This window comes from Acutalibacter sp. (genome assembly GCF_056800975.1).
Window position 1 is genome coordinate 1 of sequence record NZ_JBQISV010000073.1, and the last position, 10,851, is coordinate 10,851.

The 10,851-nt window shown below is 60.0% G+C and carries 13 protein-coding genes; 9 read left to right on the forward strand and 4 right to left on the reverse strand.

The annotated features are described in order from the left end of the window. Positions 1-127 precede the first annotated feature (127 nt). The 3 genes from ACTO5E_RS08260 to ACTO5E_RS08270 all read right to left on the reverse strand — a co-directional run bounded on the left by ACTO5E_RS08260 (position 128) and on the right by ACTO5E_RS08270 (position 2,281). Complete coding sequence (locus ACTO5E_RS08260) at positions 128-1,126, reverse strand: DUF4097 family beta strand repeat-containing protein (RefSeq protein WP_482302938.1); 999 nt, start codon at positions 1,124-1,126, stop codon at positions 128-130. A 12-nt stretch (positions 1,127-1,138) separates the two neighbouring features. Next, a complete protein-coding gene (locus ACTO5E_RS08265) occupies positions 1,139-1,837 on the reverse strand; it encodes a permease prefix domain 1-containing protein (RefSeq protein ID WP_482302939.1) in 699 nt (232 codons plus the stop codon). Between the two features lie 117 nt (positions 1,838-1,954). Next, entirely contained in the window at positions 1,955-2,281 is a 327-nt protein-coding gene (locus ACTO5E_RS08270; protein WP_482302940.1) for a PadR family transcriptional regulator, read from the reverse strand. A 288-nt stretch (positions 2,282-2,569) separates the two neighbouring features. Here ACTO5E_RS08270 and ACTO5E_RS08275 point away from each other — a divergent pair, with 288 nt between their 5' ends. The 9 genes from ACTO5E_RS08275 (at position 2,570) to ACTO5E_RS08315 (ending at position 10,647) form a co-directional block, all read left to right on the forward strand. Further along, positions 2,570-3,298: a histidine phosphatase family protein gene (locus ACTO5E_RS08275; protein ID WP_482302941.1), complete on the forward strand. Its 729-nt coding sequence runs from the start codon at positions 2,570-2,572 to the stop codon at positions 3,296-3,298. A gap of 116 nt (positions 3,299-3,414) precedes the next feature. Further along, positions 3,415-4,434 (forward strand): MerR family transcriptional regulator, encoded by a 1,020-nt coding sequence (locus tag ACTO5E_RS08280; protein WP_482302942.1) that lies wholly within the window; start codon positions 3,415-3,417, stop codon positions 4,432-4,434. A 398-nt stretch (positions 4,435-4,832) separates the two neighbouring features. Further along, positions 4,833-5,894, forward strand: a complete 1,062-nt coding sequence (locus ACTO5E_RS08285) for a Gfo/Idh/MocA family protein (protein ID WP_482302943.1) — start codon at positions 4,833-4,835, stop codon at positions 5,892-5,894. A 28-nt stretch (positions 5,895-5,922) separates the two neighbouring features. Then, a complete protein-coding gene (locus ACTO5E_RS08290; protein ID WP_482302944.1) occupies positions 5,923-6,762 on the forward strand; it encodes a sugar phosphate isomerase/epimerase family protein in 840 nt (279 codons plus the stop codon). Positions 6,763-6,928: 166 nt separating this feature from the next. After that, positions 6,929-7,822 (forward strand): YitT family protein, encoded by an 894-nt coding sequence (locus ACTO5E_RS08295; RefSeq protein ID WP_482302945.1) that lies wholly within the window; start codon positions 6,929-6,931, stop codon positions 7,820-7,822. 48 nt (positions 7,823-7,870) lie between these two features. Beyond that, positions 7,871-8,458: an HD domain-containing protein gene (locus ACTO5E_RS08300; RefSeq protein WP_482302950.1), complete on the forward strand. Its 588-nt coding sequence runs from the start codon at positions 7,871-7,873 to the stop codon at positions 8,456-8,458. A gap of 35 nt (positions 8,459-8,493) precedes the next feature. Then, positions 8,494-9,486, forward strand: coding sequence for an ABC transporter ATP-binding protein (locus tag ACTO5E_RS08305; protein WP_482302946.1), 993 nt, complete (start codon positions 8,494-8,496; stop codon positions 9,484-9,486). Beyond that, complete coding sequence (locus tag ACTO5E_RS08310) at positions 9,410-10,297, forward strand: ABC transporter permease family protein (RefSeq protein WP_482302947.1); 888 nt, start codon at positions 9,410-9,412, stop codon at positions 10,295-10,297. The genes ACTO5E_RS08305 and ACTO5E_RS08310 overlap by 77 nt, the downstream gene beginning before the upstream one ends. Before the next feature lie 92 nt (positions 10,298-10,389). After that, positions 10,390-10,647 carry a TIGR03905 family TSCPD domain-containing protein gene (locus ACTO5E_RS08315; RefSeq protein ID WP_482302948.1) on the forward strand — a complete coding sequence of 86 codons (258 nt, stop codon included), beginning with the start codon at positions 10,390-10,392 and terminating at the stop codon, positions 10,645-10,647. 9 nt (positions 10,648-10,656) lie between these two features. Here ACTO5E_RS08315 and ACTO5E_RS08320 read toward each other — a convergent pair. Beyond that, on the reverse strand, positions 10,657-10,851 hold a 195-nt coding region (locus ACTO5E_RS08320; protein ID WP_482302949.1), incomplete at its 5' end, for a hypothetical protein.

Sequence of the window (10,851 nt, forward strand, 5' to 3'; positions counted from 1 at the left end):
AGCAGTTTCCGGTTTTAAAACAAGGCCCTGTTCATAGTCTCGCCACTCCACCAGGCTTTGCAGCCATGTCAACGGCGGTATTTGCCGGTAAGACTGATGCGATATTCTGTCGGTACAAGCTCTAAGGTCACGACAGCTTTTCAATGGACATGTCCCCAGAGGTGGTGCTCATCCGGATGGCTGCGGCCCCGGTGCCGCACCGGGCCTTGCCAGACTTTCCGCTGGCGGACTCCACAGGAAAGTCTGTCCGGAAAGCCCCGGAAACGGAGCTGAATTCTGCGGTGAACCCGGTCTCCTCTGGCAGAGCCAGCCGCAGCGAGCCGGAAACCGCCTCCATGCCGGCCTCATCGGGGCTGTTGTTCAACTCTGCCTGCATGCTGCCGGAGACAGTGTGCAGGAACAGCGCGCTTGCGGACCCGTGATACCGGCACCCGCCGGAAACAGTGCTGATGGACAGCTCCTGACTGAATCCGTCCTCCACAGACACACTGCCGCTGGTGGTGTTGAGCTGCATGGCCTCGTCGCAGGTGGTGCCGGTGAGTATGATGTCCCCAGAGACCGTGCTGGCGTTCAGCTGCTCCTCCGCCGCGCAGCCGGACACCTGAATGGCGCCGCTGACATTGGAGAAGGCCAGCTCACTGGCATGGCACCCGGCAACGGTCAGGCTGTCAGAGGTGTTCTCTACCTTCAGGCTGGTGAGCTCCTGGGCCAGGGAGGGGGGCAGCAGCACCTCCAGCTCCTTGTCCAGCATCCCGAACCAGCCGATATTCACCCACCGCCGGAACCACTGACTGTCCCAGCGCACAGACAGGGCGCCGGACTTGACGGTCACCTCCATCTGCTGGTCCTCCTTCAGCTGGCGGTGGCTGCGCTCTGTAATGTGGATCATTCCGTCCGGGCTGGCTCCTACTGTCACCGGGCCGTCCAGCCATTTGATTTCCAGGGCGGTGACCTCGGCCTCCACCGGGTCCACGTCATGGGTGTTGGCATGGGTGCGGGGGCCGGTCTCCTTTTCTCCAAATCCAAAGCGGTCGGAGGAGAGGCCTGCCGCCAGCACCATGGTCAGCAGCAGGGCGGCGGCCCCGAAGGTGATGATCATAAATATCTGTGACTTTTTCAGCTTCATCCCAGCAGCCCCCTATTGCAGTTTATTCTGGTCCATCAGCGCGCCCAGCAGGGTGTTGACCACCACGTCCACAGCAGGGGCAATGAGAAAGATGACCCAGGTAATGTACCACTTGCCTGTGCTGAAGCTCAGCAGAAAGTAGACCGCCAGCACCATAGGCCAGAACGCCCCGTTAAAGGCCGCAATCCAGTGCTTTTTCTTGACCTTCCGGGTCTGCCACTGACGAAAGTCCTCTACCACAGAGCCTGGAATGGGCTGTGGGCTTTTGGGGTGGGTGAGCTTGTCATAGACCAGCAGCCCCACAGCCAGGGCCCACATGCCGAACATCCCGATTGCCCCCACCCAGCTGAAGCCGTCGTCGAAAAGTGCGTTGACCGCAATGGGCGGGACAAGGCTGAGGATGAACAGCATCACGGTCAATGCCCGCAGCAGGGCACGCTTGTGGTCAGGCTGCTCCTGGGGGTAATACACCGGCTGGGGCACAGGCTGGCCGTTTTCGTCGTCTTCCAGCTGGGCGAACAGCTCCCGCACGTCGCCAATGCTCATCACGGTCAGGTTGAAAGCGTCTTCGGGCTCTTTGCCCTCGCCTACCAAAGCGTAATATTTTTCGATCAGGTTCTGGGTCAGCTCGATTTTCAGCTCATAGGCCCGCTGGGTGCGGGGGGCGTTCTCAAAAAGCTGGTCCAGGTATTCGCGGATCTTGTACTCCATGCTCTCGTCTCCTTTTACTCCTTTTAAGAATATGCGGCCGGTTTCCGGCCTGTCAGGGCCTGTTTGAAAAGCGGGAAACGCCGTCTGTCTGTGATTTTCTCTCTTTTCAGGCAGACCCTAAGGTGTGATCAGCGTTTGAATCAGAGCCTTGGCCTGCTCCCACTCTTCGGCCATGCGGTGGTACAGCTCTACCCCTGCCGGGGTAACCGAGTAGTACCGGCGGCGGGCGCCAGTGGTCTCGTCCCCCCAATAGGAGGTGATGCAGCCCAGCTGCTCCAACCGGCGGAAGGCGGTGTACAGGGTGGCCTCCTTCAGCTCAAACTGCCCGCCGGTCTTCTCCTGAATGGCCCGGTTGATCTGATAGCCGTAGCTGTCGCCCCGCAGCAGCTGTGCCAGGATAATGGTGTCGGTGTGTCCCCGTATCATGTCTGACGCAATGGACATTGGGCATCCTCCTTTCTGAGGTTTATTATATCGCAAGATACCTCGTCTGTCAATGTATATTGGCGAAATAATGCTTACAAATTCCTTTCGCTTCCAGGGCCGGGCAGCTGGCTCTGACAGGCCGCTCGCCGCCTTGCTCCGCAAGCCCCGCAGCCGCGCAAGCCCAGCGCGTCTGCGCTCGCTGGGCCGGGGGCAGTCCTGCCGCGTGTTTTTGCCGGCCTTCGCAGGTTGATTTCTCCCCCTGCCTGGAGTATAATCAGTGATATACTGAATAGAGAGGTGCCTCTTATGAAAATACTCATCGTCCGCCACGGAGACCCGGATTACTCCATCGACTCCCTCACCCCCAAGGGCTGGCGCGAGGCGGAGTTCCTTGCCCAGCGTCTGGCCCAGTCCCCGGCCAAGGCCTATTACTGCTCGCCCCTGGGCCGCGCCCGGGACACAGCCAGCCTGACCCTGGAAAGACTGGGCCGCTCTGCCCAGGAATGCCCCTGGCTGCGGGAGTTCAGGGGTATTGTCGTCCGCCCGGACAAGGGGGAGGAGTACATCTGCTGGGACTGGCTGCCCCAGGACTGGACCCCCGAGGAGCGATTTTACCGCCGGGACGCCTGGCTGCAGCCTCAGGTGATGGCTGCGGGCAATGTGGCCAAGGAGTACGCCTGGGTAGCGGGCGAGCTGGACAAGCTGCTGGAATCCCACGGCTACCGCAGGAACGGGAGCCTGTATCAGGCAGTGGAGGGCAATAACGACACCATTGTGTTCTTCTGCCACTTTGGGGTGGAGTGCGTGCTGCTCAGCCATCTGCTGAATATTTCTCCCATGCTGCTGTGGCATGGAACCATGGCGGCCCCCACCTCGGTGACCACGGTGGTGACTGAGGAGCGCCGGGAGGGCACGGCTTATTTCCGCATGACCTCCTTTGGGGACCTGTCCCACCTTTACGCCAACGGGGAGCCTCCGGCCTTTGCCGGCCGCTTCTGCGAACGCTGGGGGAACGAGGGGGAGCGGACGGATTAAAACCGCTATCCTGTCGCAATATAATTTGATAAGTGATTTTTGAAAAAAATTCTGTCTGGCTCTTGACTTGAACACCGTGTCGCACCTTATACTGGGGACAGAGAGGAGAGATCAACATGGACCAAGACCTTGCCACCATAACCCAGGTGTCTCAGGCGTTGGGGCTGTCCACCCGGATGCTCCGGTATTATGAGGAGCTGGGCCTGGTGCAGAGCCGCCGCCGGGAGGGCTACGCATACCGGCTCTACGACCAGGAGGCTTTGGCCCGGCTGCGGCAGATTGTGCTTTTGCGCAAGCTGCGCCTGTCTCTGGGGGACATCCGGCTGATTTTGGAGGACCCCAGCGCCCAGGCGGCGATCGGGGTTTTTCAGAAGAAAATCGCCGGCGTGGACGCGGAGCAGGAGGCCCTGGACACCATACGGGCTATTCTGAGCGAGCTGCTGGCCGCGCTGAAGACCCAGTATTGGCTTCCGGCGGAACGGGTGCTGCTGGACGACGCCCAGCTGGCTGGGCTGACAGGCCTGGCAGGGCTGGCGGCGGAAACGTCTCTCCCCAGTCAGCCAATAAAAAAGAAGAAGGAGCAAAAGACCATGAAAGACCTGAACCGCGCGGAGGAAAACGCCGCCAAGCTGAAGGATGTGCGCATTGTACACCTGCCCGCCGCTACTGTAGCCGCCGCCCATTACATTGGCCCAGAGCCGGAGAACCACGCCGGGAAGATGATTGCGGACTTTGCCCGGGAAAGGAAGCTGTGGGGGACCGGGGCCAGCCTGCGGCAGTACGGCTTTAACCACCCCAACCCGCCGCCAGAGGGGGGCGAGTATGGGTATGAGTTCTGGGTGACCATACCGGACGACATGGAGGTGCCCGCGCCCTTGGAGAAAAAACGCTTCCCCGGGGGCACCTACGCGGCCCACTGCATCCAGATGGGCAACTTCCACGAGTGGCAGTGGCTGTTTGGCTGGGCGTATGAGAGTGAAGAGTATGAAATCAACGGCTCTGGCACGCCGGAGGATATGTACGGCTGTCTGGAGGAGCATCTGAACTTTTACGACCACATTCAGGAGACGGCAGAGGGGGAGCCGGAGGTAACCCAGCTGGACCTGCTGATTCCGGTAAGGAAGAAGAAAGCTTAAGAGACCGGGCCCTGCCTGCACAGCCTGATAGAATGAAAGAGCTCCTTCCCTGGAAGGGGCTCTTTTGGCCGTTGCGGCATCATAGGGTCGAGCTGTGGGAGGCCCATGAGGAAAAGGTCTGGGGTCTGGCGGCTGTCCTCCGACACCTGACGGGGAAGGACTTTGACCCTGCGCCAGGCCAGAACCGTGGCCGTGCTGCGGGTAAGGCTTTGTGAGCGCACCGAAAAGCGGCGGGTCTGAGAGACGGTGTGGGCACAATTTACTGTGGACTTAGCTAATTTTCTTCTGGACCTGTTCCAGAGGGAATTTTCTCAAAAGGGGTTTGCTTTTTGGGGGCGTATGGGGTATAATCACGGTAAACCCGGGTGGAACACCCAGAAAAAGGAGCGTGCTCTCTTATGAAGGTTGCTGTTATTGGCTGCGGCACCATTGCCAACACGGCCCATATCCCGTCCTATATGAACAATCCCGAGGCGGAGATCAAGTATTTCTGCGACATCATCCCCGAGCGGGCGGTTACTGCTGTCAACAAATATGGCTGCGGCACCCCCATTGAGGACTACCATGTGGCTCTGAACGACCCCGAGATCGAGGCGGTGTCTGTGTGCACCCCCAACAATGTCCATGCGCAGATCGCCATTGACGCCCTGCGCGCCGGCAAGCATGTGCTGTGCGAAAAGCCCGCCGCCCGCACCTTTGCCGAGGCCCAGGAGATGCAGAGGGTCCAGCATGAGACCGGCAAGGTGCTGAACATTGGCGTGGTCAACCGTTTTAACGACAGCGTCAACCGTATCAAGCAGTATATTGACGAGGGCAAGCTGGGAGACATTCACCATGTGTACGCCAGCTTCCGGGCCCACCGGTCCATCCCCGGGCTGGGCGGGGCCTTTACCACCAAGGCCATTGCCGGGGGCGGCGCGCTTATCGACTGGGGTGTGCACTACCTGGACATTGTCATGTACTGCTGCGGCGACCCCAAGGTGAAAACCGTCACTGGCGAGACCTTCTGCAAGCTGGGGCGGGACATGAAGAACTACACCTATGTGGACATGTGGGCCGAGGCCAGCAGCAATAAGGAGAGCGGCGTGTACGATGTGGACGACTCGGTTACGGGCATGATCCGCACTGAGGGGCCGGTGATCACCCTGAACGGCGCTTGGGCCCAGAATATCGGCGAGAGCGAGACCTATATCGACTTCATGGGGGACAAGGGGGGCATCCGGCTGCACTATGGCAGCGACTTCACCTATTACACTGCGGAGAACGGGGCCCTGGTGGAGTATACCCCCCAGTTCAAAATGCGGGACCACTTCCAGAACGAGATCGACGCCTTTGTGGACTGCGTCAAGACCGGCAAGAAGCTGGCCTCCCATATCGACACGGTGATCATCACCGCTGAGATGATGCAGGCCATTTACGACTCGGCTGAAGCCCACCGGGAGATCGCGCTGGGCGAATAACTATATCATATAGAAAAGGAGCAAGATTATGTATTCCTTTCCCATCGGCGTATTGCTGGAATCCTTCCAGATGGACACCATAAAGGCCCTGGACAAGGCCAAGGAGCTGGGGCTCGCCGGAGTGCAGATTCGGGTGACAGACGGGGACCTGACCCCGGAGAATATGACCGCTGAAAAGCGCCGGGAGCTGCTGAAGGCTGTGAAGGACCGGGGGCTGATTGTTTCCGCCCTGTGCGGGGACATTGGCAGGTTTGACGACCCGGACAAGAACCCCGGGATGGTTGAGCGCAGCAAACGCATTCTGGACATGGCCAAGGATTTGGAGACCGATGTGGTGACCACCCACATCGGCGTGGTGCCAGAGGACAAGTCCCACCCCCGCTATGGGGTGATGCAGGAAGCCTGCGGCCAGCTTGCAGGCTATGCGGATGAGCTGCACGCTCATTTCGCCATTGAGACCGGCCCCGAGACCGCTGTCACCCTGAAGGGCTTTCTGGACGGGCTGCATTCCACCGGCGTGGCGGTGAACCTGGACCCGGCCAACTTTGTCATGGTTACCGGCGACGACCCGGTGCAGGCAGTGCACACTCTGAAGGACTATATTGTCCACACCCACGCCAAGGACGGCCGCCGGCTGCGGTATGTGGAGCCGGAGATTGTGTACGGCCTGAAGGAGAAGGATATGCTGGGCAGCAGCTCCTTCATTGAGCTGCCTCTGGGCGAGGGAGACGTGGATTTTGCCAACTATCTGAAAGCCTTGGAGGACATTGGCTACAAGGGCTTCCTCACCATTGAGCGTGAGGTGGGCGACGACCCGGCAGGCGACATTGTTACTGCGGTGAAGTTTTTGCAGGGACTGATCGGATAAGGTTCAGGGGCGGAAAGCAGCCCCTGGCCATGGATGGGAATACGGAAGACGCCCCCGCCGGGGAGGGTCTTCCGTATTCCTTAAATTTTGTGAAAACGGGTTGTAAAATGGCAAAAACAGTGCTAGAATGCATAGGTGATCAAAATTATTCTGGAGGGATCGAGGAATGGACGAGGAAAGTCTCAAGCATCCCCGGCAGCTGTTCAGCCGGGAAAAGGTACTGAATTTTCTGCTCATCAACGGGGGTGTGCTACTGCTGTCGCTGGGGGTCTACTTTTTCAAGTTCCCCAACAACTTCTCTACCGGCGGCGTCAGCGGCCTGGCCATTATTTTCGGCAAGCTGATTCCGGCGGAGTGGCTCTCGCCGGCCACCATGATGTGGATAATCAACATGGTCCTGCTGGTGGTGGGCTTTGTGTTTTTGGGCCGGGGCTTTGGCTTTTGGACAGCCTATTGCAGCCTGGTGTTCTCGCTGGAGACCTGGGTGTTGGAGAAGCTCTGCCCCATGAAGGCCCCCTTTACCGACCAGCCCCTGTTGGAGCTGTGCTTTGCCATGATGCTGCCCGCAGTGGGCTCGGCGCTGCTGTTCAACTGCAACGCGTCCAGCGGCGGCACGGACATTGTGGCCATGATACTGAAAAAATATACGGGTCTGGACGATATCGGCAAGGCTCTTTTTGTCAGCGACAGCCTGATTGCCCTGTCCTCCTGCTGGATTTTTGGAATGCGGACCGGGCTGTTCTCTCTGCTGGGCCTGTTTATGAAGGCTTTTCTGGTGGACTCGGTGATTGAGAACATCAATCTGTGCAAGTTTTTCGCCATTGTCACCAGCAAGCCCCAGGAGATATGCGACTATATTATTACCCAGCTGAACCGCAGCTCTACGGTGATCGACGCGGTGGGGGCCTACTCCCATCTGGGCTGCAAGGTGGTGCTGATCGCCTGCCGCCGGGGAGAGGCCGTGCACCTGCGCCAGAAGTGCAAGCAGCTGGACCCAAAGTGCTTTATGTTCATCACTAATACCAGTGAGATTATAGGAAAAGGCTTTCGCGGCGTGTGACACAGACAGCCCGTGGGGTCTGGAATGGGAGGGAATGTTTTGGAGAATTTGCTGGACGCCTATCGGGAGGTTTTTGTGGGCACCCTGGAAAAGTATGTGGCCCGTCCGGGCTGCGAGCAGTTTCTGGCCTGGCTGCAGGGCACGGACTTTTTTACCGCCCCGGCCAGCACCAAGTTCCACTGCGCCTGCGAGGGAGGGCTGCTGATGCACAGCGTCAATGTGTATCAGGTGATGCGGGAGCACTTTTTTGGCGAAGGCGACAGCGAGGAGAGCTTTGCCCTATGCGGCCTGCTCCACGATGTGTGCAAGGCCCAGTTTTACAAAACCTCCACCCGCAATGTAAAAAACGAGGAGACCGGCCAGTGGGAGAAGAAGCCCTACTATATGATTGAGGACGCCTTCCCCTACGGTCACGGAGAAAAATCGGTGTACCTGATCGAGCGGTTCATGCGGCTGAAGCCCGCCGAGGCAGTGGCCATCCGCTGGCATATGGGCGGCTTTGACGAGGCGGCCAAGGGCGGCAGCTTTGCCATCAGCCAGGCCTACGACAAGTATCCGCTGGCGGTGAAGCTTCATCTCTCAGACCTGGAGGCCACCTATCTGCGGGAGCATGGGACCTCGGACGTAAGAAGATAGCCGGGACGGGCTTTTTTAAGAAAGGAGGCGGGGCTGTGGACGCGGTCGCGGCCTATGAGCTGACAAAAATTCTGGGCGGCAAAACAGTCCTGCAGGGGGTGAGCTTCCAGGTGCCGGAGGGGGGCTCGATGGCCTGCGTGGGCCGGGAGGGGGCGGGAAAGACCACCCTGGCCCGGCTAATGGCCGGACTGGGACGGCCCAGCTCCGGCGCGTGCAGTGTGCTGGGGCTGTCGCCCTCCCACGAGTCTGCCCGGCTGCACGGGATGATGGGCGTGGTGTTGGAGAGCGCCAGGCTTTACGACAGCATGAGCCTGTGGGACAACCTGCGGTTTTTCGCCGGGGCCCACCATGTCCCCAAGGACCAGGGAGTGGAGCGGGCGTCCTTTCTGCTGCGCAGGCTGAACCTGTGGGACGACCGGGAGAAGCGTCCCCAGGAACTGCCTACCGGCGACCTGACCCGGGCCGGGCTGTGCCGGGCCCTGCTGCACCGGCCCCGGGTGCTGGTGCTGGACGAGCAGGGAGCTGGCATGGACCGGGAGACCGCCGGTCTGGTGCAGGAGCTGCTGCGCTATGTGCTGCAGGAGGAGGGGGTGAGCCTGCTGTTCTGCACCCAACACATGAACTACGCCCAGCATGTCTGCAACAGCTTTGCCCTGCTGGACCGGGGCGTTCTGCTGGCCCGGGGTGGCATGGAGCCCCTGCGGGTGGGGGGCGGCGTGCGGCTGCGGGCGGCTCTGCGGCTGGCCGGGGGCCAGAGCGGGCCCGAGGGCTTCCGGCTGGAGGATGGGCTGTGGCAGCGGGAAATCCAGTCGGAGGACGAAATGCCCGGGCTGATTGCCAAAGTGGTGGAGCAGGGCAGGAGCCTCTATGAGGCCCGGGTCATCCGGCCCGGCCTGGAAGAAATTTATGACGCGTATCTTGCCGGCGGACGGCGGAGGGAGGCGGTATTCCATGGAGAGACGGCACGGACAGAATCAGGAGGAGAGGCCCCGGCGGCAGTCCCGGGCAACGAAGGAGGGGCGGGCTAAGGGCCTGTCCTCCACCGAGCTGCTGCTGGTGCGCAAGGACCTGGGAACCATCTGGGCCCGGAACAGCCAGCGGGCGCTGTTGGTTCTGCTGCCCATCGCCCTGGCGGTGGTTTTGCCGGCGGTGTACTTTGCGGCCATCTCCCTGCTGCCGGTGGAGGAGGGGGCCCGCCTGCCCCAGGCCCTGCTGGCGCTGCTGCCCGAGTACGCGGCAGAGCTGGACTACCGCCAGAGCTGGCTGGCGGCATTTACCGAGCTGCTGTGTCCGCTGCTGTTTTTGTGTGTGCCCATTCTCACAGCAGCGGCCTCAGCCAGCTACGCCTTTGTCACCGAGCGGGAGAGCGGCACCCTGGAGACCCTGCTGCTCACCTCCATGGACGTGAAAGCAGTGTTTCACGCAAAGGTGACCAATTGCACTCTGCTGTCGGTGGTGATATCGGCCTTGGCCTTTGTGGCATATGGAATCACCACGGTGATTGCAGAGGTGTTTGCCGGAGTGCCCTTGTTTTTCAACTTTGACTGGTTGATTTTACTGGTGCTGCTGATGCCGGCGTTGTCGCTGTTTTCTGTGGTGTTTGTGGCGTTGACTGTCACACGGGTGCACAGCACCGGGGAATCGCTGCAGACCATGGGCTACCTGATTCTGCCGGTGGCCGCGCTGTACCTGGCCCAGCTGACAGGGATTTTCCGGCTGAACATGGTGGCGCTGCTGATTGCGGCGGCCGTGCTGGCAGCAGCGGATGTGGTGCTGTTCAATATGGCCAGCCGGAGCTTTACCCCTGAGAAGCTGCTGGCAGAGGAGGAAGGGGAGTAGGCGGGAGGATTCTCCTGTCCCCAGGCTCCACTTGACAGACCGGGGAAAATCTGTTAAAGTAAAAGGCAGTCAACAGCAAAGGAGGCATTCTCATGGAGATACACTACAAACCCCAGGGCGTGTGCAGCAGAGCCATTGACATTGTGCTGGACGGGGACACCATCCAGTCGGTGACCTTTACCGGCGGCTGCAGCGGCAACACCCAGGGGGTGGCCGCGCTGGCCCAGGGCATGACCGTGCAGGAGTATATCAAACGCTGCAAGGGCATTAAATGCGGCATGAAGAAGACGTCCTGCCCGGCCCAGCTGGCTGAGGCGTTGGAGGAGGCTCTTAGCGCCGCCACAGTATAAGAACTTGGTTCAATAGGAGTTTGCGCCTGCCTTTTTGGCAAATTTCACTGTTGACTGTGTTGCAAACAGCAGAATTTGCTCGAAAATCCAGGTGCAAATCCTATTGAGATGTATTGTGTAAAGGGTGGTTTCACCACCCAAATACACATTGGCTGGCGGTTCATTTGTGGCAGAATGACAGAGGCTGAAAAGGCGGTGATCGAC

What these genes read in the sequence shown, in the direction of transcription:
- ACTO5E_RS08260 (WP_482302938.1), bottom strand. Translation starts at nt 1,126, where the DNA reads ATGAAGCTGAAAAAGTCACAGATATTTATGATCATCACCTTCGGGGCC.
- ACTO5E_RS08265 (WP_482302939.1), bottom strand. Translation starts at nt 1,837, where the DNA reads ATGGAGTACAAGATCCGCGAATACCTGGACCAGCTTTTTGAGAACGCC.
- ACTO5E_RS08270 (WP_482302940.1), bottom strand. Translation starts at nt 2,281, where the DNA reads ATGTCCATTGCGTCAGACATGATACGGGGACACACCGACACCATTATC.
- ACTO5E_RS08275 (WP_482302941.1), top strand. Translation starts at nt 2,570, where the DNA reads ATGAAAATACTCATCGTCCGCCACGGAGACCCGGATTACTCCATCGAC.
- ACTO5E_RS08280 (WP_482302942.1), top strand. Translation starts at nt 3,415, where the DNA reads ATGGACCAAGACCTTGCCACCATAACCCAGGTGTCTCAGGCGTTGGGG.
- ACTO5E_RS08285 (WP_482302943.1), top strand. Translation starts at nt 4,833, where the DNA reads ATGAAGGTTGCTGTTATTGGCTGCGGCACCATTGCCAACACGGCCCAT.
- ACTO5E_RS08290 (WP_482302944.1), top strand. Translation starts at nt 5,923, where the DNA reads ATGTATTCCTTTCCCATCGGCGTATTGCTGGAATCCTTCCAGATGGAC.
- ACTO5E_RS08295 (WP_482302945.1), top strand. Translation starts at nt 6,929, where the DNA reads ATGGACGAGGAAAGTCTCAAGCATCCCCGGCAGCTGTTCAGCCGGGAA.
- ACTO5E_RS08310 (WP_482302947.1), top strand. Translation starts at nt 9,410, where the DNA reads ATGGAGAGACGGCACGGACAGAATCAGGAGGAGAGGCCCCGGCGGCAG.
- ACTO5E_RS08315 (WP_482302948.1), top strand. Translation starts at nt 10,390, where the DNA reads ATGGAGATACACTACAAACCCCAGGGCGTGTGCAGCAGAGCCATTGAC.